Annotated in this window: 26 protein-coding genes; 13 read left to right on the top strand and 13 right to left on the bottom strand. The window is 64.2% G+C overall.

Going from position 1 to position 22,173, the window contains the following annotated elements; genetic code table 11:
- Positions 1–69: 69 nt before the first annotated feature.
- The 5 genes from GGC64_RS31060 to GGC64_RS31040 form a co-directional block, all read right to left on the bottom strand.
- Positions 70–351: a hypothetical protein gene (locus tag GGC64_RS31060; RefSeq protein WP_192726401.1), complete on the bottom strand. Its 282-nt coding sequence runs from the start codon at positions 349–351 to the stop codon at positions 70–72.
- Between the two features lie 17 nt (positions 352–368).
- A complete protein-coding gene (locus GGC64_RS31055; RefSeq protein ID WP_192726400.1) occupies positions 369–779 on the bottom strand; it encodes a hypothetical protein in 411 nt (136 codons plus the stop codon).
- A gap of 112 nt (positions 780–891) precedes the next feature.
- Complete coding sequence (locus GGC64_RS31050; protein WP_192726399.1) at positions 892–1,392, bottom strand: hypothetical protein; 501 nt, start codon at positions 1,390–1,392, stop codon at positions 892–894.
- A gap of 244 nt (positions 1,393–1,636) precedes the next feature.
- Positions 1,637–2,335: an LpqN/LpqT family lipoprotein gene (locus GGC64_RS31045; protein WP_192726398.1), complete on the bottom strand. Its 699-nt coding sequence runs from the start codon at positions 2,333–2,335 to the stop codon at positions 1,637–1,639.
- 118 nt (positions 2,336–2,453) lie between these two features.
- A complete protein-coding gene (locus GGC64_RS31040; protein WP_192726397.1) occupies positions 2,454–2,753 on the bottom strand; it encodes a WhiB family transcriptional regulator in 300 nt (99 codons plus the stop codon).
- 331 nt (positions 2,754–3,084) lie between these two features.
- Between GGC64_RS31040 and GGC64_RS31035 the strand changes: the two genes are divergently transcribed.
- Positions 3,085–4,146 (top strand): FHA domain-containing protein, encoded by a 1,062-nt coding sequence (locus GGC64_RS31035; protein WP_192726396.1) that lies wholly within the window; start codon positions 3,085–3,087, stop codon positions 4,144–4,146.
- 104 nt (positions 4,147–4,250) lie between these two features.
- Here GGC64_RS31035 and GGC64_RS31030 read toward each other — a convergent pair whose 3' ends face one another.
- Entirely contained in the window at positions 4,251–4,670 is a 420-nt protein-coding gene (locus GGC64_RS31030) for a hypothetical protein (RefSeq protein ID WP_192726395.1), read from the bottom strand.
- 712 nt (positions 4,671–5,382) lie between these two features.
- Positions 5,383–5,589, bottom strand: coding sequence for a hypothetical protein (locus GGC64_RS31025; protein WP_192726394.1), 207 nt, complete (start codon positions 5,587–5,589; stop codon positions 5,383–5,385).
- Positions 5,590–5,731: 142 nt separating this feature from the next.
- On the opposite strand from GGC64_RS31025, the gene GGC64_RS31020 reads away from it, so the two are divergent.
- The 4 genes from GGC64_RS31020 (at position 5,732) to GGC64_RS31005 (ending at position 7,979) form a co-directional block, all read left to right on the top strand.
- Positions 5,732–6,070: a hypothetical protein gene (locus GGC64_RS31020; RefSeq protein ID WP_192726393.1), complete on the top strand. Its 339-nt coding sequence runs from the start codon at positions 5,732–5,734 to the stop codon at positions 6,068–6,070.
- Complete coding sequence (locus GGC64_RS31015; RefSeq protein WP_192726392.1) at positions 6,067–6,366, top strand: hypothetical protein; 300 nt, start codon at positions 6,067–6,069, stop codon at positions 6,364–6,366. Before GGC64_RS31020 ends, GGC64_RS31015 begins: the two co-directional genes overlap by 4 nt.
- A 232-nt stretch (positions 6,367–6,598) precedes the next feature.
- Positions 6,599–7,375: a hypothetical protein gene (locus tag GGC64_RS31010; RefSeq protein WP_192726391.1), complete on the top strand. Its 777-nt coding sequence runs from the start codon at positions 6,599–6,601 to the stop codon at positions 7,373–7,375.
- 85 nt (positions 7,376–7,460) lie between these two features.
- Positions 7,461–7,979 (top strand): hypothetical protein, encoded by a 519-nt coding sequence (locus GGC64_RS31005; RefSeq protein WP_192726390.1) that lies wholly within the window; start codon positions 7,461–7,463, stop codon positions 7,977–7,979.
- 16 nt (positions 7,980–7,995) lie between these two features.
- On the opposite strand, the gene GGC64_RS31000 is transcribed toward GGC64_RS31005, so the two are convergent.
- The gene (locus GGC64_RS31000; RefSeq protein WP_192726389.1) at positions 7,996–9,741 is read right to left on the bottom strand and encodes a hypothetical protein; all 1,746 of its coding nucleotides are present in this window, start codon (positions 9,739–9,741) and stop codon (positions 7,996–7,998) included.
- A gap of 41 nt (positions 9,742–9,782) precedes the next feature.
- Positions 9,783–9,965, bottom strand: a complete 183-nt coding sequence (locus tag GGC64_RS30995; RefSeq protein WP_192726388.1) for a hypothetical protein — start codon at positions 9,963–9,965, stop codon at positions 9,783–9,785.
- A 388-nt stretch (positions 9,966–10,353) separates the two neighbouring features.
- Between GGC64_RS30995 and GGC64_RS30990 the strand changes: the two genes are divergently transcribed.
- The 8 genes from GGC64_RS30990 to GGC64_RS30955 all read left to right on the top strand — a co-directional run bounded on the left by GGC64_RS30990 (position 10,354) and on the right by GGC64_RS30955 (position 17,305).
- Positions 10,354–10,623, top strand: coding sequence for a hypothetical protein (locus tag GGC64_RS30990; protein ID WP_192726387.1), 270 nt, complete (start codon positions 10,354–10,356; stop codon positions 10,621–10,623).
- Between the two features lie 42 nt (positions 10,624–10,665).
- Entirely contained in the window at positions 10,666–10,950 is a 285-nt protein-coding gene (locus tag GGC64_RS30985) for a hypothetical protein (RefSeq protein WP_192726386.1), read from the top strand.
- Between the two features lie 43 nt (positions 10,951–10,993).
- Positions 10,994–11,380 (top strand): glyoxalase, encoded by a 387-nt coding sequence (locus GGC64_RS30980; RefSeq protein WP_192726385.1) that lies wholly within the window; start codon positions 10,994–10,996, stop codon positions 11,378–11,380.
- 242 nt (positions 11,381–11,622) lie between these two features.
- Positions 11,623–12,549: a hypothetical protein gene (locus GGC64_RS30975; protein WP_192726384.1), complete on the top strand. Its 927-nt coding sequence runs from the start codon at positions 11,623–11,625 to the stop codon at positions 12,547–12,549.
- A gap of 353 nt (positions 12,550–12,902) precedes the next feature.
- A complete protein-coding gene (locus GGC64_RS30970) occupies positions 12,903–14,090 on the top strand; it encodes an IS110 family transposase (protein WP_225952652.1) in 1,188 nt (395 codons plus the stop codon).
- Between the two features lie 693 nt (positions 14,091–14,783).
- Positions 14,784–15,509, top strand: coding sequence for a DUF5995 family protein (locus GGC64_RS30965; protein ID WP_370582438.1), 726 nt, complete (start codon positions 14,784–14,786; stop codon positions 15,507–15,509).
- Positions 15,510–15,894: 385 nt separating this feature from the next.
- Positions 15,895–16,836, top strand: a complete 942-nt coding sequence (locus GGC64_RS30960) for a pentapeptide repeat-containing protein (protein WP_192726383.1) — start codon at positions 15,895–15,897, stop codon at positions 16,834–16,836.
- A 265-nt stretch (positions 16,837–17,101) separates the two neighbouring features.
- Positions 17,102–17,305 carry a hypothetical protein gene (locus GGC64_RS30955; RefSeq protein WP_192726382.1) on the top strand — a complete coding sequence of 68 codons (204 nt, stop codon included), beginning with the start codon at positions 17,102–17,104 and terminating at the stop codon, positions 17,303–17,305.
- Between the two features lie 758 nt (positions 17,306–18,063).
- Here the strand turns inward: GGC64_RS30955 and GGC64_RS30950 are convergent.
- The 4 genes from GGC64_RS30950 to GGC64_RS30930 form a co-directional block, all read right to left on the bottom strand.
- Positions 18,064–19,011 carry a 2-hydroxyacid dehydrogenase gene (locus GGC64_RS30950; protein WP_370582437.1) on the bottom strand — a complete coding sequence of 316 codons (948 nt, stop codon included), beginning with the start codon at positions 19,009–19,011 and terminating at the stop codon, positions 18,064–18,066.
- Between the two features lie 240 nt (positions 19,012–19,251).
- A complete protein-coding gene (locus GGC64_RS30940; RefSeq protein WP_192726380.1) occupies positions 19,252–20,550 on the bottom strand; it encodes a UDP-glucose/GDP-mannose dehydrogenase family protein in 1,299 nt (432 codons plus the stop codon).
- Positions 20,547–21,494: a glycosyltransferase family 9 protein gene (locus tag GGC64_RS30935; RefSeq protein ID WP_370582436.1), complete on the bottom strand. Its 948-nt coding sequence runs from the start codon at positions 21,492–21,494 to the stop codon at positions 20,547–20,549. Before GGC64_RS30935 ends, GGC64_RS30940 begins: the two co-directional genes overlap by 4 nt.
- Entirely contained in the window at positions 21,485–22,171 is a 687-nt protein-coding gene (locus GGC64_RS30930) for an SDR family oxidoreductase (RefSeq protein ID WP_192726379.1), read from the bottom strand. The genes GGC64_RS30935 and GGC64_RS30930 overlap by 10 nt, the downstream gene beginning before the upstream one ends.
- Positions 22,172–22,173: the final 2 nt, after the last annotated feature.

Here is a 22,173-nt window from a genome sequence, read left to right as displayed (position 1 = left end):
TTGGCGGCTAACCTTTTTCCGAGGTTCAGGACTGCACGACTACCGCGGCAGACGGCAGGCACGCAGTCCTCATCGGCCCTCCGTCATGAGGGTGAGGAAGAACTTCCAAATCTCGTGGAAGCCGTTGTGTGCTCCGGACCGCTGCTCGGTTGCGCGGGCCCGCTCAAGGACCTCCCGGAAGGTGTCGGCGTCGGTGCCGTGGACGGCTGCCCAGTGATCGAGATCGGTCAAAGTTCGGTTCATCCACCACTCGAAAGCGCGTTGAACGACCGCATCGCCGTTGTGGGCGCCATTCATGTAGCCCTGGTAGACCGTTTGGCGATCCTCGTATGCCACATCGTTTTCGGTCACGCGGTACCTCCTGGTTGTCAGTGGATGGGGCCGGCGTTGCCGGCCATAAGCCACGCGGCCGCGATCATCGTGACTTGGACTGCGCAGCCCAGCAGTGGCGCCCAGAACCCGACTTTGCGGGTGGCGAGCAGATAGATGCCGGCACCAATGAAGATCGCCCCGGCCGGGGCGGTCAGTGCCACGGTGAGCATCGCGTAGTCGATCCACTTTTCCGGCCCGCAATCCTGGTAGGCGCAGTTGTCGATACTCATCGGCAACGCGATGAAGCTGATGAAAGCCACGCCCCACAGCGCGATCTGACCCGCGAACAGCACCACGCTCAGCGTGTTGTCGACCATCCGTGAGACGCGGCGCGCACCGGTTAGGGGTAGTGGGTCATGGGCCGCGCGCTGCGGGCTGCGGCCGGCCACGGATCGATGATCGGTCATGACGAGTATCCCGTCAGATAGACACCGGTGTCGTCGGTGCTGCGGGCTGTGCGAAACGCCCAGGGCTCGCCTGCGAGCGGCAGCGACTGCTGGGGACGTGATGCAGCGATCGTCATGTGCTGGTCACCGTAGTCAAGCAGTACAGCCGCGCGGGTTGGGGAAAGGCCAAAGACTTTGTCGCCGTGGGACATAGTGCCTTGTCGGTGCTGCCGTCAATCCGCTTAACGACCCTGATCAACTTGGCTCCGGCTGATCGGTCCGCGCATTCGACGACGTCGAACACTGTGTACACCGAGTCGGCCCGAAAACACGCGCCCTGCGCCAGAACCGGGATGAAGCACATCGTCGTATGGGCCGTCGTGAGGTAGACGTAGGCGGTGTCGCTTATAGGCTTGTCTGGGCATTCTGCGGAACCGGACAGGGCGGCCAGTTCAAAGTTGGCTTGCGGGTCACCGCAGTCGATGGGCTTCAGCGTGCCCGATCGCTTGAGGTTTTCTGCGGTGAGGCAGTCGCCGACGTCGATGCGATTTGGGCTCGCGATCGATTGGGAGGCAGTGGATACGCGCCCAACGGCGCCCAGCATCGTGATGAGAACCACGACCGCGCCGGCCACTATCAACCCGGTACCGGCCCTGCTTCGTGGTGGCGGCGACGGGGGGCCGTAGTGGGGTGGCTGCTGTGGGTAGGGGTGTGCACGGTGATGGTGCTGGCTCGAAGGCCAGGCCCCGGGATGGGCGTGCGGTGCCGGTGGCGCCGCGTTGGTCCGCGACCCTGTTCGCTGGGCAATGCCGATGATGAGCATGACGAGTCCGGTGATGGGCAGTGAGAGATAACCGGCAAGATAGGCGAGTGACATGTCAGTTGCCTTTCTGGCGGCCGGTGAGTTTGTCTGCTACGGGAGGCAGCACCTGGAGGCCGATCAGGATGGTCTCGACGTCACGCCGATAGGTGGGATTATCTGGTTGGGTGGTTTGCATCGTCGCAGTGACCAGGTAGGTTTGCCCGCCGGTCCTGGTCACCACCTGCAGCGCGGAGATCGGGCGCGCCGGGGTCGCCGGCCCCATCGCCGCGGCAACGTAGGTGACCGTCTCGGCCGGCAGCCCGCACATGGTGCCCGCGTTCACCGTGATGTCGTGCGCGCCGGCCATTTTCGCCACGTTGTCCCGCGTCTGATCGAAAATCACCTGGGGATCGGCGTCAGGGGTGTGTTCCAGGGTGACCACGACGTTGGGGGCGAACTGGTTGGCGACCAGATTCCTGTTCGCCAAGGCGAATCGGAGGATTTCGCTGTCGAGTTTGGTGAAACGCTCCCAGCCCGCCGGCTGCGGGATCCGCAGCTGCGGTTCGGTGTCGTTTCGGCTCTCGATGTCGACCATGGGCGCGGCGACCTGGTGACACGCGCCCGCATCGCCGACCCCGACGACGCGGGCGGGGACTGCCGCTGGAAGCGTCTTGCCGGCGAGTAACTCCTCGGGTGAGGCCGGCTCGTCACTGCCGCACGCGGCCAGCGACGCTGCCACGGCGATCAGCGCGACACTGCGAACACTCGCTCGCATAACGCTATTGGGTATCAACACGCGGGGGTTCCTTTCGCCGATTCGCGCCGACTGATATCGCCGCGGAGGAGATGTGGAGGTGGGCATGGCTGGGGCGGCACATCTGTTGGCGGTGCTTCTACCGCCGGGTGGGGGCACCGACGCTGTCGGCATGCTCGACGAGCGAGCGCAGTTGCCGTAGCGCAGATGTGCGGGCACGGCGCCCCTCACTCGGGATGTAGACCGCGGCCCACATTCCCTCGACACCGGGCGTTTCCAGGGCGTCTTTGGCGCACTGCCAGCGGCGGGGGCACCCGCGGCACAGGCTTTTGAGTTCAGGGTCTTCGCCGCCTTCGAGCCAACGATCGGGATCGGCCACGCAGGGCGAGGGCAGATTCACGCGAGAGTTCAGGGGCCTAATGAGGTGCGCTGCGGTCATCGCCGGACCTTCCGTTCCAGTTTCTCAGTGCTATCGAAATGCTGTCGTTAGATCTACAATAAACGAAAGCGTTCCGAAAGCAAGTCGCAATCGTTCGATACCGTAGCGCGCGGTCGGCGCCCAGAGGGGTAAATGCAGGTTGACCTGGCAACAAGCGGCAGAAAACAGCCCAGAATGTCGGCCGCACTCGGATCCTCGGCGCGGCGCGGAGCGGATTCGATAGCGGTTCCGTTGTCGCTCTCGATACCGGTTGCTATCATTAGCTGCGACGACCCGAGCCTTTGGAGCGAAAGCACGACAGCAGCATGCGACCACAGAGAAGCGGAGCGCAATGACCCACGCGTACACCGGCCCGAACATCAACGAACACGGCCAAGTCGAGGCGCCGGCGTTGTCGATCACGGTGAGGGACATGGCGCCCTACACCGTGGACGTCGTCGATGCGCCGATCACTGTGGGGCGTGGGTTGGAGGCGACCATGCGCATCCAGGACCCGCGAGTGTCGGAGAGGCATCTGATCATCGAGTGCGACGGCGCCAATTGGGCGTTGCGAGATGACGGCAGCACCAATGGGACCTACCTCGACGGCGCGCTGATCACCGCGCACTGGGTCACCGACGGCCTCACCGTTCACCTCGGCGACGCCGACGGCATCCCGGTGACTTTCACCCACCAACGGCGCAACCCCAATGACCCCGGGCTCGCGCGGGCCGGTCGTGCTTTCGCCGTGCGCCGCGAAGAAATGGGCTTCTCGCAGCGAAAGTTGTCCGACGACAATGTGATCGGACAAAGCAATCTGGTCGCCTTTGAGAAAGGCCGCAGCTGGCCCCGCAACAGCACTCTGGCCAAACTGGAGCAGGCTGTCGACTGGCCGGCCGGGACCCTTGCCCGTATCCGCCGCGGCGGACCTATCCCCACAGAATCGGCGGAGACTGCCACCGAAGTGCTCACCGACAGTGTGCGCGTCTCGGTGTTCCTTGACGCGATCAGGCTGCACCTCGACGACATCAAGGGGCGGGTTTCGGCACTGCCATCGCAGAGCGCGCCCACGTTCGGCGCCCGGGCAGCCGAACTGCTCACCAAGCTGCGTCAAGTGCAAGCCACCGCCCACGAGGCTGCAGCAGGCTCGAAAGGTCCGGGGATCGCACTGCTGCTCAGCGACATCCGGCGCACCTACAACGATCTGATCGTCCGTGCGGCCGGCGCACCGGGCGCCCGGTTGAGCCACCGGCTCTACGCCGCACGGCATCGCGCCGAGCTCACCGTCGAGGAAACCGCCAACGCAGCGGGCGTCGATGCCCAAACGGTCGCCGACGCTGAAGCCGACCGGCCAGTGCCGCCCGGCGATATGGCGGCGCTGGAATCGTTGATCGCCCAACTCGCACAACACTGACCGCACCGAGGGGCCACGGCGTCTGTGAGACGTTCCGAGTGTTCGGCCCGCCACCAGGGGAGGGGGTGGCGGGCCGAATATCGGATAGGACGCGGCTGCAGACGCTAGTTCAAATTCGTTGCCCCCTGGCCCACCACCGGCGAAGCTGCGCGCCGGGGCTCCGGTAGAGACTCTGGGCGGAGCGGGCCCCAGATTTTTGCGCAGCCCAACGAGTTGTACTTTTCGGCCGCAGGGCGAATCTTGTCTTGCGCGGCCTGAAGGTTCGCCGCCGTCTTTGGACTGTCGTAGTACTCCTGAAGTGCATCACGGATCTGGTTCACTTGGGCTGCGCAAGCTTGCTGGTATGAGTCCCCGCCGGGGGGGATGTTCGGAAAGGCGTTCGCTGTTCCGGCTGCGCCGAGGATCAGCCCGAACCCCACGGCCGCCAGCAGAATCGGACGAGCCGCTCGCATTGCGACGGCGGCTGCCGTCCTTTTAAGGGTGCGGGTTGAGTGGTCGCGCATGGTGTGGTTGTTGATCTTCATGATGTTCTCCTTTGGTTTGCTCGTAGCCCCTTGTGGGCTGCGTTCAACACCTAGGAGCAACCAGGCACCCCAACTCCCACACTTTTTTGTGGAAGAAATTCGCGCCGAGGTTCGGCCCGCCACCGTGGGGAATCTGGAGTGGCGGATTGAACCACCGCTGGGCTTACCTGGCGGATAGGAAACCCTTCCTGTTTGAAAGTGGAGTCTGGCTTTCCGGTGATTACGAACCCCCTGTGTGATCGCGAAATCTCTTGAGTACTAGCGGCCCAGCTCGGGCACCGCGACCACATATCGGGAGAAGAAATGACAGGCAGGATCGCGCGTTCGACCCGGTTACGTCGCCTAGCGCCCGCCGTCCTCATCGCTGCGGCCGCCTTCGGGGCCGCAGCGGGCGTCTCGATGGAGGCAGCTGGTGTTGCCTCGGCGAGGCCGAACCAATGTGAAGACGGGCAGTGCCCTCCGCCGCATCCGCCGAACGAATCCACTCACCCCGCGGGGTCGTCCCCGGGGCAGGGGTACATCGCACCGCAGCCCCCCGACGAAACTCAAACGTTCGTGTGTGGCCCCCCCGGCTATCCCTGCGAAACGATCACACCTTACTCAGATCACCCTTGGTCTTACGGTCGTGATTGACCGCGGAACTCGCCGCTATTAGCAGGCGGGACAGGCCAATCTGATCGACGTCGGTCAGATCGGGCGGCACCGTGGGGATCTAGGTGACGGACCGTGCAATTTCGAGCCTAACGAGTGCCTCCGCCGGCGGACGCACCAATTTGATTTGCTCGCGCAGGATGACAACCTTATCGGCCGTCAGTTCTCGAACATGTGCCGCGAGCTTTATCAACTCGTCCGTGAGCGCGCGCTGCGCACGGTCACGGCGTGCAGAGTTGATGATCCGCAAGCAGTCGAGGCAATCCATGCGACGCCACCACAGGCCAGTCGCGGGGTCCTCGTACTCAGTGTCACGATCCTCGACTGGTGATACCTGCGTCCGCAAACACGCTGTGGGGGGCGGAAATTGGCGTGCACCGCATGGGCCGGGGCGTGACACGATCGACCCCGTGTACATACCAGCAGCGCCAACAGACCGTCCCGGTAGCCAGCGCGGATCAGTACACTGGCCGGCTGCGCTCTGCTTCGGCGCGATCACCGGCGGCGCGTTATGGGGCGTGCTGGCCGGGCTGTTGCTGGGAACACCGCTCGTCGACGAACTTCCCCCGAACACGAAATGGCTCATAGTCGCCGCGGTTTCATCAGCGCCCCTAGCGCTCGGCGGCCTCACGGCCGCCTTCGCGGCGTCGGTTCTTGTCCGCAGCGTGGGTGTCGGCTCGATCGTTTGCAGCGTGAGCGGCTGGATGATGCTGGCGTGGGTGGGCGTGCAGTCGAGCTTGGGCGGGTGAACAGGGTGTCGGAGCAGCAAGCCCCTGCCGTCTGGCAGAGACTGAACCAACCCTGCGGGTCACCGCTGATGCTCGCCGGTTTCAGCGCCGGCATCTGGTCGTCGTGCACGTACTGGTTTTTGTACTACTGGCTTTTTGCCCCGGTTGGCCCGATCGCGATCGCAGCAGTCCTCGGTCTGGCAGCACAGTCTCGGCGGTATCGCCGCCCTCTCAAGCATCTCGCTCACGGTGCGCTACTGGCGTGGCTGTTCTCTGCGGTGTTCGTGATTGCCGCGGCAACAGTCGCGTTCGACTAGATCCCATGCCAAAGACACTGCCAGGCTGTGGATCCCGCACCCGTGGCGGCGACGGCGACGCGGGGGCTTCTGATTCTTGATGACTGCGCAAGCCGCGGGTAAGAAAATCGGTGCCACCGATGTGCGGGTCATGAAGGGCCAACCGAGCAATCACGATGTCGGGTTTTACGGGCCAACCGGAATGAACTTTTGGCGTACAGACGCTATCTGCGCCGGCATTAGGCTCAAAACTGTGGCCATATCCAATCCGACCAGGACTCGGACGTTTCCGCGTGTAGAGAGCCCGGGCTGCGCATGCCGCGATGACGAGGCGACGCTGACGGTCAAAGACGTCGCAGATGCATGCGGCCTGCCGCAGCCCGTAATCGCCCAACTGGTCCCACGCCAGTGGGTCGACGGAGCGGGGTGGATGTACACGCGCCAAGACCTGGACTTCGCGGTCGAGATCGGCGGCGAGCTACGCAAACAGGCCTGGGACCATGTGATGACGTCCTCGCCGGCAATCCCAACGAGTAACGCTCAACTACAAAGGGTTTCGGAATTAGATATGGCGCGCTTCGTTCTGAGCAGTGTCGATTACGACCAGATGGGCGGGGGAGTGTTTCCTGCCGTCGAAGAGCTGCAACGACAGCTTCCGGTGACCGCCACACTGATGCGGCAGATCCCCGGACCGGATCGCGCCGACTACTTTGTCGGCCGTCTCGACCAACCAATCAAGTACCACCCCGTAGACGGCTTCGACTGGGGGAGGTCCCTTCCTCAGTTCGTCGCCGAGGACGAGGCCGGTCGGTTCGTGTGGGTCTACGCGATCATCGTTGCCAGCCTCATGGCCGGCACGCAGCTCCATGCCGGCATGAAGGGTTTTCCGATACGGGTGGCGTATGTCATTGACCACACGCTCGGCCGCGACGCGAAGCTCGACTTCGCCAAATGCGATTACATCTCCTACGGCATCATCAGCGACCCCGATGAACCGGCGCCGCCTCCGCCGCCGGGCACCCGGCAATGAGCCACGCCCGGCAGCGGCTGCATGCGTGGCGAGAACACTGCACAACCAAACTCAGCCTCAACGCCGACGACGGGAGGACACGGTGATGTTCAGGCAATCGGTGCTCGTACTCGCGATTCCTCTCAACCTCGCCATGCTGGCGTGGATGATCTTCGGCCCGGGGCTGTTCACAACGCTGGCATGGACGGCTCAGGTCACCTTGCTGGCGAGCCCCATATTCCTGACCTGCCTGACGATCACCACTGTGCTGATGTTCCGTCAGCGTCGCAGACCGGTGCGGCTCACCTCCGGGCAGGCGTGGGCGCAGATCGCTTGCTGGGCAGCGATGTTCACTTACGGTGCGGCGCTCGGCGACACAGATGCGATGGGCACCTACGAGTCACCGCTGATGAAGCTGTTCGGCGGAGGCGAGACGCTAGAGCAGTTCAGTGCGCTGTTGTGGTGGATATCGCTGTTTGGCGGTGTCATCGCATGGACGGTTCTGCTCGCCAAATTGCTAGATCAGCCTTATGTGCGCGCACGCCCGCCGCAATCGCCGCCACCGTGGCAACCGCCGCAGCAGTACTCGCCACCGTGGCAACCGCCGCAGCAGCACCCGCGATAGGCCGCCGCGGCACGATTCAGCTCTCGGCGAGAGTGGCGAGGTCGTGGTCACCGCGCTCGCGCAACACCGCGACCACATCTGCGCGCCTGCAGCCCAGACTCGCGGCCAGCGCCGAGCCAGGGTTGCGCACGGTGTGGCCGACTAGCTGTCGTAGCCGCTCAACCCCGGAACCTTCGGGATCGACCCGCAGCACGTTCAGTGAGGTGTCGTCAAGCGAGAAGACCAGAACAAGGGTGTCGGCAATGTCAGCGCCGAGCGCTTTGACCGGTGCGCGGATTGACCCGATGCTGGGCCCGTTGGTTGACGACAGCCGCCAGATCACCGGGACTGGGCCGTGCGGGGTGCTGTACAGGCGCCGCTGCCCCGGGCTAACGCCCAGCGCGTAGGCCACCGCGGGATGGATCGGCTGTCCCGACCCTCTCAGCATGTCGGCGTTGACGGTCATCGCCAACCGTATTTCGTTGTCGCCGTTGCGAAAAGCCCCACGTACGGAATGAAGCGGGGGGACCGCAGGCAGTGCGTCGGCGGGGGTTCGGCGTCGAACCGTGGCGCCTTCGGTGATGAAGGCAAGGCTGCCGGTGAGCTGAGTTCTGATGGATCCTTCGGCCACGTCGGGGAAGTGCGACAGCATGTCCTCGACCAGATCCTCGATCGCCATCGTCCCGCCGGCGGTGTCGATGCGGGCGCTCAGTTCCTCTGCAATACCGGTGTAGGCATCGATTCCCCAGATGCGCAGACCCCAGGTTGCACGGCTGGCGCGGACGAACCTCTTGTCGGCGTACAACGCTTCCCGAATAGTTTTCAATGTTGTGGGACTGGCGTCGATCTCGGCGAGGATCTCCTCGGGGGTCGCGGGCGCACCACGAACATGCAGGATCGCTTCGGCCTTGCTGGCGGCGGACTCGCCCCACCGCACCCACACGTCATCACCGAAGCAGCGCCAGTCGGTGCGCGAACGAATGTAGGTGCCAGCGACGTCGAGTGGCATCCCTTCCACGACCAGCGCGTGCAGCAGCGATTGGGTCGACGGTGCGGGATCGCGGTCGAAAACGCTGTCGACGGCGGCCGAAATCTGTTGGGCTCCACCGGTTGTCGTGTCCTCAAGCCATCCGTCGCGCCGCACATACGGTCCCGCCAGGTGCAGCAGCAGCCTGGCGGCCTCGCTGGACGGGTCAAGCTCGAGGCGACGCAACTCGGCGTCGACGACATCGCCGGGTACGTAGGGGCCGAGCCGGCGGCCAAGTTCAACGGCGAGCCCGGTGACCTCCTGGTGGGCCGGATCAGCGAGTAACTCCGCGAACCTGGCCATTGATCGAGGGTGGTGTCGGTTCACCCAGGCCTTGGTGACACCGAGGCGCTGCGCGACCATCACTTGCGATAGCGGCGGGTGCGCCCACAGCCGAGACGCCACCATTACCCGGTCCCGCTCGTCGAGCTCATCGAGAAGGCGCTGGACCGCGGCGGGCGCCCCCACGGGCTCGATCGTTGCGACCGACTGTTGCTTCGCCACGGCGTCTCTGGCCGCCGTCAGCAGGGCGCGGACCGTGGCCACGCCCGCCGCGGGGCGGCTGAGCAGAGAATTCACCGTCTGTCCGGAGATGTCTGACCAGCGTGCGAACTCGCCTGCGAACGCTTTGATTGTGCGGCGTGGCATGTGCGCGTACGGAATCGCCAAGCCCGCGACGGTATCCAGACCGGCGATGAGCTCCCTCAGCGGGGTGTGCGCCGTCGCTGGCACCATCAGTTCATCTACGGGCGTCATATCGTTACCACCCGTCGTTATACCTAATGACGAGCCCTATTTCAGAACGCAATCCCAACGATGAGTAGCCCGAGCGGCAAGTAAAGCAAGCCAAGCACTGCGGCCACCGCACCGATGAGCTTGACGCCGGTCGAAGCGCGGATCGCGGCCGCCGACACCATGCTGATCACGCCCGCCATCGCGGCGCCGGTACTGACCCTGGCTGCAAGCTGCAGTGCGTGCACGTCGGTGCCGGGTGGCCATTCGCCGTTCTCGAACTTGTTCGCGAGCCACCGGCCCTTACAGAGTGTGGGTGGCGTCGTAGGCGGCCGAGAGTGGCGTGGGCGGTCTGGCGGCTATGCGCCGGGGCAACCCGCTACTGCAGGCCGCAACACTCTCCACAGCAAACGCACAGCTAAGGCTGGTGCTGCAGCTCCGGCAAGCCGCCCAGCTGGGAACCAACCAACTACCACGTCGTTTAACCGTTTGTGAAATCACAGAGTGCAACGGGACGCGGACTGAGCAAACTCCGCGGTTGTAGGGAAACACCCGATTTCTCCGTCCGACACAATCCGTAGCGTCTTCACAGTCCTCTCACAGCAGCCGCTCCTCGGAGCAGAAGGAGCAATTGCCATGACGATGCCCAGAAAATCCCTACGCACCGCCGCCGGCCTCGCTGTCGGTGCTCTCCTGTTGGCAGCACCTGCCGCACCCGCCTTCGCCGCCGTCGACCCAGGCGGAAGCGGCGGGTGCCCCTGCCCGGGCACCGGCCCTGGTGGCACTGGCGCTCCCGGCGCAACGGTGAGTGGGGCCGCGCACAGCGCGCCCGGAGCGGTCGCGGGAACACAGCCCGGCCAGACGGTTAAGGCCTCCACACCAGGGGCCGGCCAGGGCCAGCCCTAGTCCGCAACCGGCGGAATCCATAGTCCCGAAAGGACAACCACCATGAGCAAGAACATCAAGTCCCGACGCAAGCTGGCCGCTGGCCTGACCGCAAGCGCGCTGCTGCTGGGCGCACCCGCAGGCGTCGCCGCTGCCGCCTGTGACCCAGGCGGCGGCGGCAATCCAGGAACCTGCCCACCACCACCCAGCAGCTTCGATCCCGGTACCAGCGCACCGGGAAGTACGGTAAATGGCATCGCGCAGGCGAAGCCGCCCGGCTCGCTTGGGTTTTCACCGGGGCAGATCGTGAAGACCAACACACCAGCAGCCGGTCAGGGCCAGCCCTAGTCCGACAACCCGCGCGACTAGGGTCGGTTGACCCACGCGCCCAATGCTTTTGCCGCGTTGTGCTTGGCGCCTCGATGCCGACTTCACCGCCGACGACGGGCTGCGCGTCGTTCAGGTCACTGCACCGGGCTCACCGTGCTCGGTCATTTTCGGTTCGAAGGTCACATCGACTGCGCCCGGATCCGCCGAAGGCCTGCACCTGGTGGTCGACGACATCGAAGCCGCCCGAACCGAATTGGAAAACCGCGGCGTCGACGTTAGTGAACTTTTCCATGACGTCGGCGGCGTATTCCACCACGGCGGAAACGAAGGGCGGCTACCCGGACCGGAGCCGCAGCGGACCAGCTACCGCTCGTCCACGCCGTTCTCCGACCTCGGCCGCAACAGATGGCTGCTCCAAGAAATGACGACGCGCGTGCCGGGGAGCTGAGATCGCGCCCGGATGGGACACATTTGGCGCACCGAATGGGCGCTAGTGAGTGCCGAATTGCGGAGCAGGGGAGAGGGTCCGGCATGCGGTCGGCGGAGATGGCGTCGTGGAGTATCACGACCGCCGGGTCAGGCCGAGCTCGTCCAATCCAGCGCCGTACCCAGCGAGCAGACGCTTTGGTGGATGCGTTCGAGCGCGGCGCCGTGGCGAGATATCGCCGACTATGCGAGGCTCGATCGTCGATGAAACGCACTGCGCCGTGGGCCGCTCCTGCCGTTCCGGATATCCGCGCGGCGCTACGTCAAGCTTTTGTCGACATGATCGCCCGCTACTCGGTGGTGCTGCAGGACGATCCCGACAAGAAGAGGATGCGCAATCCAGCGCAGCTTCGCAAACGAAACACGTTGGTGCGCGAGCTCGCCACCTCACTGGATGCGATACGGGAAGAAGTGCAGGCTCTCGACCGGGCAAAGCTGTTCTGGGTAGCTCGCGACATGGTGCCCGTCGCTGTTACCGCCGGGTCCACATTGCCGGAGTGGACACCCGATCTCGTTCTTCCCGCCGACGCCGGATTCCTGTGTTGGGCCAAACCGGCCGGCACCATCCCGTTCGCTGGGCACGAAAAGGTGCCGTGGGACGCAGCCTGGTGGTGGCGGCGTGGCGACGGCATCCTGCAAATCCAGGTGGGCTCGCGGCTCACGCAACGCCAAGACATCCTTGCGTCATACGATGTGTCGGCACCGTTATGGTCTGGCACAACGCTGTTGGTCAATCCGAGCGCGCCGCGCACCGCTGAAGTCGAAGGCAGCGCGGACGCCTCAGAGTGCGTCAGCATCCTCGGCGCGACCTGGCTGTTGATGGATCAACGGACCGTGGCCGAAACACGAACCCTCGAGGCGCGAATGGAAGGCAACGGGGCGCCGAGTGATCTCGAGCCCTCGCCAGTATCAATGGTGGTGCTGCGCAAGCAGTTATCCCACCCACGGGAGGAGTCGGTAACCGGATCTGGGCGCACGTATCGGTCGCGATGGACGGTCGAACCGCACTGGCGTCAACAAGCGTGCGGTCCTCAATGGTCACAACGCAAACCGGTGTACATCACCGAGTACACAAAAGGTCCGCCCGATGCACCGGTCAAGACAGACAAAGTTCACGTGTGGAGACGGTAGCCGCCCGATAGGAAATGGCGGAGCTATACGGCACGCGATCCGGCGCAGTACGCGATGCGGTCGCGTCGCGTTGTCGGTTGCCGCGGGTTAGCGTGATGGGGTCCCTGATCACCTCTTCTTGGCTTTCATGGATTAGTGCCGCCCGCTTGCGGGATGGCTGACTGTCGCATTGCCGGTTCGGGGGTGTGCAGGGACCGGCTCGACGGCCGTGCGCCTGACAGCCACCGGTGGTGATCATCCGGGGCCTGAGCTTGCCCCTTTGCTGCCGTCTGCGGACTGGCTTTCTGAGTGCATGCCGGCACCGGGTGACCCACCGGACCTAACGCCATCAATACGGAAGCGAGGTAACGGGCATGGCGGTGGTCGGCATCGACGCGCACAAGCACAGCCACACCCTGGTCGCCGTTGACAGCGGCGGCGCGAAGCTGGGGGAGAAGACGGTCGAAGCGACCAGCGCCGGCCACGCGGAGGCATTGCGTTGGGCGCTAGGCAAGTTCGGCCCCGATCTGCTGTGGGCCGTGGAGGACAACCGCTCGGTGACCGGCTTGCTCGAGCGCGAGCTGATGGCGGCCTTCCAGCGGGTCGTACGCGTCCCACCGCATCTGATGGCGCGCAGCCGCGGGCCCGCCCGCGCGTGGGGCAAGTCGGACCCCATCGACGCGATCGCCGTGGCGCGAGCGGTGTTGAGGGAACCCGATTTACCGGTGGCCTTTCACGATCAGGCGTCGTGGGAGTTGAAGCTTCTGGTCGATCGTCGCGACGACCTGGTCGGCCAGCGAGTCGAGGCTATGAATCGTCTCTTCGGGCGCCTTCATCAGCTGAGTCCCGAGCGACCGAAACCAGTCAAACTACAGTGGGCGACGCGTCGGCAGGCGCTCAACGATTGGCTACTGGAGCAACCGGGACTACTGGCCGAGCTTTCCCGTCAAGAGGTGGCCGATATCGGCTACTTCAGCGACAGCATTGAGGTCCTCACAAAGCAGATCGCGATCCGTGTCCACGAGCTCGGCTCCACGCTGCTATCACTGCCGGGCTGTGCGGAATTGATTGCGGCCAAGCTCATCTCGGAAACCGCCAATGTGGATCGGTTCCGCAACGAGGCGGCGTTCGCACGTTACGCGGGAATCGCTCCCGTGCCGATGTGGTCGGGCTCGACAGAGTGCCGCCTGCGCTTGGCGCGGTCCGGAAATCGCCAGTGCAACAGTGCTATTCATCGCATTGCGGTCGTACAGATCCGATTGGACGGCCCCGGAAGGGCGTACTACCAACGCCGACGCGCTGACGGCGACTCCGGCATGGGGGCGCTGCGCTGCTTGAAACGCCGACTCTGCAGAATCGTCTACAACCGGTTACGCGCCGATTACGCGCGCCGCACAGGGCCTGTCGTCGACGCGGCTGAACCCCTTACTGGTGTGAAAAGCAGCATGCCCGCATGGCAGGCGTCCATGGACCTCGCTGCGTCACTGGAGACCGAAGACCGGATCGAAGACGAACTTGCAGAAGACGATGATGACGAATTACCGCCGACAGACGACGAATAGACGGCGATCGTCTCTGAGTCGTGGCCCTGAGCGTGGTCAGTACTTGGGTGACGACGTCGTTCAGCTAGTGCTCGAACACCGCAGTGAACGACCGAGCTTGCTCTGGCCCTTCGGCTGCGACTGCGGTTGGCCATGAGTGCGGGCTGCCGGGGGCAGCCATGGAAGCGGTCCCAAGGTAGGCGGGGTAACCGTGAAAGCGGGGCGGCACAACGGACAATGCCAACCGCAACTCGGTGCACGGTACCCGCGCACCGACCGGCCACCTGTTCAAAGTAAGGGCCGGGGCCTGACGGCCGGTGAGCAGTGGCCACTGGCAGGAAAGACCCCGGGCACCGCGATACTAGCGCCTACAAGCCTCTGCGCGGGCCCGTTCAGCAAACAGATGGAACGGTCCAGTTGAGGCGCTGATGTGACTGCGACCGGCGTGTCCGACGTTCGACGGACACGAACGCCAGCGATAGCACGTGCGCGATAAGGGAGGTCTTTGTCGCGGGTCAGTCGCCGGTCGGCGTTGCACCCCATGGGTTTTGAGGATTGCTGCCTGAGGCGGCGTAGCGATTCCCGCAGGGCAGGGATGTGCGGCGCCGCTTGTCTCACATGGGAGAAACTATTTCTGGTGCAGGTGATTCGATATGCAGGGCAACGGTCTGCGGAGGCTGTCTTCTGACTCTCTATCGGTATCGCGGTGGCCTTGTGCTGGTTCTGCATTCCTGCGGGGAGTCTGTCTGCTGTGATGGGTATATGGCAGCAACGACCGTCGACGAAGTGCTTTCACGTATGCGAGCAATCGCCTCAGACCTGTCGGCGGGAGACGGTGCGGGTGTGTTCAATCGCGTCTACTTGCGTGTCACCGAAATGATGGTGGACCGCTTGGCACGCGGCGGCGAGTTTCACGACGACGCATTCATCACCGACCTTGATGTGCGATTCGCTGCGCACTGGTTCGAGGCTTTTGACGCTACGAAGGACAAACCCAAGGCCTGGGCGCCGCTGTTCGACGCTCGGGCAGAGCAGGGGATATTGCCAATACAGTTCGCGCTTGCCGGGATGAACGCCCACATCGAAAACGATCTGCCGCTGGCAGTGGTGGCAACGTGCGTGGCGCGAGGCCGCACCCCGGGCAGCCCCGGTGTTCACGATGACTTCGACAAAGTCAACGAGTTGCTCGCCAGCGTTGAGGCGGAGATCCGACGTTCATTTCGCTCCGAGTTAGAAATGTCCGTCGATGACAGCCTCGAGTCGATCGCACACATGGTCACCTCGTGGGACATCGAGAAAGCGCGAGACTTCGCGTGGCTGACCGCCCAGATCCTGTGGGAGCTCCGAGGAGCCGGGCCATTGTTTGAGGCGTATAAGGCGACGCTGGCCCATACGGTCGGAATGGGTTCACGGCTGTTGCTCACCCCTTTACGCAAATAATCTACTGTACGAAGGCATTTAACGTGCTCCGCGTGATCGACTGCGGCGTCCTTCGGGCGGGGGCCGTAGCGGCAGGCTGCTTCAACGAATGTGCTTTACATGGCCCGCAGCTCACGACTAGTTGGCCGAGACATCCGGGTGGCAAGACGTGTGTCAAGCGTGACGCTCGGCGTGTCGAGCGAGATGCTCTGCCTGTCTGACTCGAAGGTCGAGGTTCGTGGCCGTGTGATGACGGGCGGAGACTGCTCGGACATGCCCCGAGGGCGGCACTGCCAGTGGCTGACGATGCCCCTTTCGAAATGGGCTCCAGGCGGAGTCGCCCTGCTACGACACAGGTAGTCCGCTACGCGCGTGTTTGACCGTGATCGGAAGATCATTAGTAGACATGAGCCCATTGCCTGCCGCCGCGCGTGAACCCCGCTATCGGGCTGCTGCGGGTCGATTTGCTCGCGATGACCGTCTGCGGCTGAGGAAACCGCCACCGCCGGCAAGCCGCTGGCAACGGCCTGCGGCCACCGTCAGGCGGGCACTCAACCGGCTATTCGGGTGGAGCGGCTGGCCGAGGCTCGCCGCGGTCGCGACGGCTCTGACAGCCGTCGCCGCCCTGTGGTTCTCGGCAAAATCGTTGGGATCGACCGAAAAGCAGTACAACCTCTCCGAGCAGGGGCAGGTCACTGAGCGGTTCACCAGAGCGGTTGAACAACTCGGTTCGGACAAGGTCGACATCCGGCTGGGCGGCATCTACTCGTTAGAACGCCTCGCCCGAGACTCGCGCGAAGACCGAAGTGTGATCTTCGAAGTGCTCAGCGCCTACATTCGCACCCACGCCGGACCGGGGAAGGACTGTAATGCTTCTTCCATCCCGCCGCCCGACGTGCAAGCCGCGCTTACCGTGATCGGGCGACGTGAGCGCGGGGGATCGCAATTCGAAAAGATCGACCTGCAGAACACGTGCTTGGCGAACGTGATACTGACGGGGGCTTACCTCGACGGGGCGCTACTGAACGCGGCCTATCTGGTCGGTGCCTGGTTGCCGTCTGCAAGCCTGGTCAATGCGGGCCTGCAGCTTGCGAACTTGAACGGGGCGAAGTTCACTGATGCCAATCTGACCGGCTCTGACTTGAGGATGACCAATCTGTACTACGCGCTCCTAGACCACACAAATCTGAGCCGCGCCAACCTATATGCCGCAGACCTTTCCAACGCGAACATGGCGGCCGCCAATCTAGCGGGTGCGAATTTGGTAGATGTCTTCTACGACTCCACGACGCAGTGGCCCCTGAGATTCAGACCACCGCCGAGCCGGCCTCATAAGGATCAAATCTGAGTCGGCCATCAGAGCATTCAGCTGCGTCAGAACATTCAGCCTGGATCGCAGCTATTGCCGCATCCAAGCATCTGCCTTTGGTGACGCAGGATGACACCTCCGACGCTCGCGAGGGCGTCGGCCATTGCAGTGATCCGGCTGTGAGCAACGAGATAGTTTGGGCAACAGGGGATCTCGATCCAAGTTTTAGGCATGTGTTAGCACCATATCATTACGTCACTGTGACGTAATGATATGGTGGAGTGCCGCGCAACCGAAGGAGACGATGGGATTGTTTGTCGATATTGATGCTGTTGTCGCTGAAATCGCGGGTTGCACCATGCTCGATGAAGCTGCCCAGCGACTGGGCCAGTCCGTAAAAACGGTGTTGGGAGTTGACTGTATCGAGGTTGTCACGGCGGCGGGCACGGTGATGATTTCAAACCGACACGTCAACGGCCGTCGCGAAATTGAAATCGGCTATATCTAGTTTCGTTGTCGCCCAACCTATTTCGGGAACCGATAACTTATCTTATGTCAACTAGCGCCACGCTCTTCGCGTATCATGCTCTGCAGCAATGTGTTTGGCACTCTCGCTGCTACCGATAACTGTCTAAGCATCTTCTGCGACGTGATGTCCCGGCTCAGTGAATCGGTGATTTGCTCACTTTAGTTGTCGCATTTGTTCCGACACGCTCACTGAAGATGTCGCACTTCTAGCCGAAGTGGTGCTTAGGTTGACTTTGTGACTGCTGCGGCAGCTGCTAACCACTGGGCGCGCACTGCGGCCGAGTCGGCCACGGTGTTTTATCGACTCCCGCAGAGTTCAGGTGAGGCTTGCGTTGCTGCGACCAGTGCGGGTGCGATTGCGTTTGATTGCACCGCGCCGCAGCGATGCATTCGGCCCTTTCGGGGTCAGCGGAATTATTGCGGTTTCTGGTGGTTCGCTCGCACAAAACGTCACGTGACATTCGAATCATGGTGTGAGAGGGACAATCTCATTGCGCTGGATTTCGATCCTTCTGTACGCGCGGTGGCCGAACAGCCATTCACAATGCGGTTCGCTGCTGCCCAGGGTGGCCAGCGGGAACACACGCCGCACATCGTTACCGAGCTGCTCGCACGCATTCAAAACGCGAGACAGTAACGACAGAGGCACTTCTCAGCGAGATCACGCCGGAAAGTCATCGTGCGGGTTTATGTGTCGGTGCCGGGTTTGTCAAGGCAGCGTTGCTGACCGTCATGGTGTTACTTGGCCACTTCGATGACCGGTGTGGCAAGTGTCCCGTCAGTGAGGAATTGGTTCACGTTGCGTAACACCAGCTCGCTCATTGCTTCTCGGGCGCGCTTTGTTCCGCTTCCGATGTGGGGAAGCAGCACGACATTGTCCATGGCTGTCAGCGCTTGGGGCACGTTCGGTTCATCGGCGAATACGTCGAGGCCTGCGCCGGCCAACCGTCCTGACTGGAGCAGATCAATGAGCGCCGACTGGTCGACGACGCTTCCACGAGCAATGTTGATGAGAAAGCCCTGGGGTCCCAGGGCTTCCAACACGGTGCGGTCCACAAGCTGCTGGGTACTTGTGCCGCCGGTTGTGGCCACGACCAGCACGTCCACCGCGTCGGCTAGTTCTCGTGGGCTGGCGGCGTAGCGGTAGTCGCAGCCGTGGATCTTGTGGCGGTTGTGATAGACGATGTGACAGTCGAAGGCGCTGAGCCGTGCTGCGATGGCGCGTCCGATGCGACCCAAACCGAGGATGCCGACGCGGGAGCCGCTGACGTCGGTTGTGAGCGGGAACGCATCGTCACCAGTCCAGCGACCTGCACGCACGTACCTGTCGGCGTCGCAGAGCCGGCGCACGGTCGCCAACAGCAGACCAACGGCGGTGTCGGCGACGGTATCAGTCAGCACGTCGGGGGTGTTGCTCACGCCGATGCCCAACCGGCGGGCGGCGTCGAGGTCAACGGTGTCGTAGCCGGCGCCATAGTGCACGATGGCGGCCAAGTTGGGCAGCGCGCCCATCAGTTCAGCGTCGATGGGCGTTGTTCCGCCGTCCACGACAACGGTGATGTGCCGGCCCTGTTCGGCGAGGAACGCCGCACGCTGCCGACCGTCTGGCAGCCGCAATGCCTTGTAGTCGCTGGATAACACCGAGGCAAGCGCCGGCTGCAGCTCTCCAACCTGTAGCAGCGTCACCTTGTCATTGTGCCGCTTGCGGTTCCGCGATCGCCCACGGTGCCAAAGAGCCGACATTGACCTAGTGCCGGCATCGTCGTCGTACGTCGATCCGGCTGGTGGTCGAGGGATACGAGCCTGGCTTGACCATTGCCGCGGGTGTCCGCCGGGTCAACCGCACCAGGGTTCCTGCGAAGCGGCAGGCCATCCTGGAAAGCAGCACTGCGCGGTGGATTCGCAAGGTGGCCAAGGGTTAGCCCCTCAGAAGCCGGAAGGGACTCCGTTTCCCAGATACCTCAGTCCGGCGTCGCGGATGGTGTCGGCGTCGAGCAGGTTGCGGGTGTCGATGACGACCGCCCCGGGTGCCTGCTCGGCGATGCGCGGCCAGTTCAGGTCGCGGAATTCCGGCCATTCGGTCAGTACCACGATCGCGTCGGCGTCCTTGGCCGCCAGATATGGGTCGTCGACCGCGACGATGGCGAAGCGGCGCAGCTGCGTGTGGTCGATCGAGGCCAGTCGGGGGTCGTAGCCCGTTACCTGCGCACCGGAGTCTGCCAATTTCGCGCAGACAGTCAATGCCGGTGAATCACGCACGTCGCTGATCCCCGCCTTGAACGTCAAGCCCAGCGCAGTGACCCGGGTCTGGTTCAACGGCGTGCCGATTGTCGCGGTCAACGCGGCCGTGACCCGGCCCGGTTGCGCGGCGTTGGTGACGCGTGCGGCCTCCACCTCGGGTAGCGCGACATCATTGACGCGTCCGGTGTGCAGCAGCGCAGCGGTGTCCTTGGGTAGACACGAACCGCCCCAGCCCGGGCCCGGTCGCAGAAAATGCTGCCCGATGCGCACGTCGGCGCCCATGCAGCGGGTGACCTCGGCGATGCTGGCACCCACTCGTGCGCACAGCCGCGCCAGCGAGTTGGCGTACGAGATCTTCACCGCCAGAAACCCATTGCTGGCGTACTTCGCCAACTCGGCGCTCTCCGCGGTCATCCTCAGCGCCGTCGCGCCTGCGCCGTAGACCTCAGCCACCAGGTCGCAGGCCGCGTCGTCGTCGCCACCGATGATGACGCGGTCGGGATGACGGAAGTCGTAGATGGCATGCCCCTCACGCAGGAACTCGGGATTGGACACGACTCGAATTCCCATGGGCCGCAATCGGTCAGCGATGTGGCGCGTGGTGCCGACGGGGACCGTTGACTTGACCGCGAGGACAGCACCTGGCCGCAGGACCGGCGCCAGTCGGTGCACGACGTTGTCCACGGCCCGCAGGTCGGCGGCACCGTCGGGCGCGCTCGGCGTCGGCACGCAGATGAACACCACGTCGCGATCGGCCAAACCTTCGTAGTCGCAACAGAATGCCAGCGTCTCCCGATCAAGACCCTCGCGCAGCAACAGCGAGAGCCCCGGCTCGTCGATGAGCGCGACGCCGTGGCTCAACTGCGCGACGCGTGCGGCGTCAATGTCAACGCAGACGGTGTGGTGCCCACGCTCGGCCAGGCACACGGCCGTGGTGAGGCCGACGTAGCCGGCGCCGACCACTGCTGTCCGAATGGCACTCATGCGCAATCCCGCAACAAGTTCTCGGTGGCCTGCAGCACCCGCGGCACGGTGATCAGCAGCAGCCCGCTGTGCGGACGGTCGCCGTGCGGATCGCCTTTGTCGCCTGCCCACAATGTGACGTGGGGGCCGGATCCACGCGGGCCCCAGCGGATCGGCGGGGTCGGGCCGAACAGCAGCACCGACGGTGTGCCGGTCGCGGTGGCGATGTGCCCGACACCGGTGTCACCGCAAATGAGGAGCCGACAATCGGCGACCAGGGCGACCAATTCGAGTAGCCCAAGACGGCCTGCCAGCACCGAGGATTGCGGTAGGCCGGCGCCGCTTGCCACCGCGCAAGCAAGCCCCACCTCCGTGGCGTCCCCTGTGACGACGACCTCGTGGCCCGCGGCGGACAATGCTGCGGCTACTGCGGCGAATCGCTGCGGCGGCCACCGCCGGGCCGGATAGGCGGCTCCGGGGTGGATCACCACCACCCCGGAGCGGTCGGGGTAACCGGGCGGCCGGGGAATACTGAGTTCCTCTGGCTTGCACGGGATTCCGCCCCACTCGAGCAGGTGGCACCAGCGGTCGACTTCGTGGAGCTCGGGTCGCCATGGCGGACCCGCCAGTTCGGGATGGGCCTGATGCCGATGAGTCAGCAGGGACTGCGGCCGCACCGCGACAAGGTCGGCGATGCTTTGCGGCCCACTGCCGTGCAGGTTCACCGCAAGATTCGGCGGTTCGCGCCATGGGTTCAGCTCGCCGAGTCCCGCGGTGGGCTGGACGTCATCGACAGCGCCTGAGAGCGTTGCGAGCTGGCGAAAGTGCTCGGGCGTCGCGAGCACGATGCGGGCGTCCGGGTAGGCCCGGCGGATGCCGCGCAGCGCGGGTATGCCTGTCAGCAGGTCGCCCAGGCCCAGCGCGCGCAGCACCAGAATCGACTGCGGCGAGCTGGTTACGGCCACGAGGACTCCGTCGAGGCGCACACCACCATCTCCCGCACCTCGCAGCCCGCGGGTTGAGACAGTGCGAACACCACCGTTTCGGCGACGTCTTCGGGCTTGTTGAGCTTCGCGTCGGGCGGTGGCTTGTATTGTTCGTCGCGACCGTCGAAGAAGGGTGTGTACATGCCGCCGGGGATCAGCGTCGTCACGCCGACCTCGCCGGCCAGTTCGGCGGCCAGTGCCCGGGAGAAGCCGACGACGCCGAACTTGGAGGCGCAGTAGGCGGTCGCGTCGCTCACCGCCTTGATACCCAACGTCGATGCGCAGGTGACTATCCTGCCCCCCGCGTTCTTCAGGTACGGCAGCGCCGACCGCACCACGGCCGCAGTGCCCAGCAGGTTGACGTGGATGACCCGCTCCCAATCCTTAGCGGGGACGTCGCCGAGCTTTCCACACGAGTCGATGCCGGCAGCGGTGAACAAGCCGTGTATCTGTCCATCGACGCGATCGGCCAGCGTACGCACCGCGGCGTCGACGGCGTCGGTGTCGGCCAGGTCGGCCTGTGCAAAGGCCACATCAGCGGGTGGGGTCTTTCGGTCGATCACCAGCGGGGTGCCACCGTGTTTGGTGACGGCGTCGACCGTGGCTGCTCCGAGCCCCGATGCTCCCCCTGTGATGATGATGTTTCCCAATCCCATTT

This window comes from Mycobacterium sp. OAS707, assembly GCF_014873705.1.
Classification (GTDB): domain Bacteria; phylum Actinomycetota; class Actinomycetes; order Mycobacteriales; family Mycobacteriaceae; genus Mycobacterium.
Note: the sequence above shows the minus strand (reverse complement) of the source record. Positions and strands in the feature narration are given on the sequence as shown.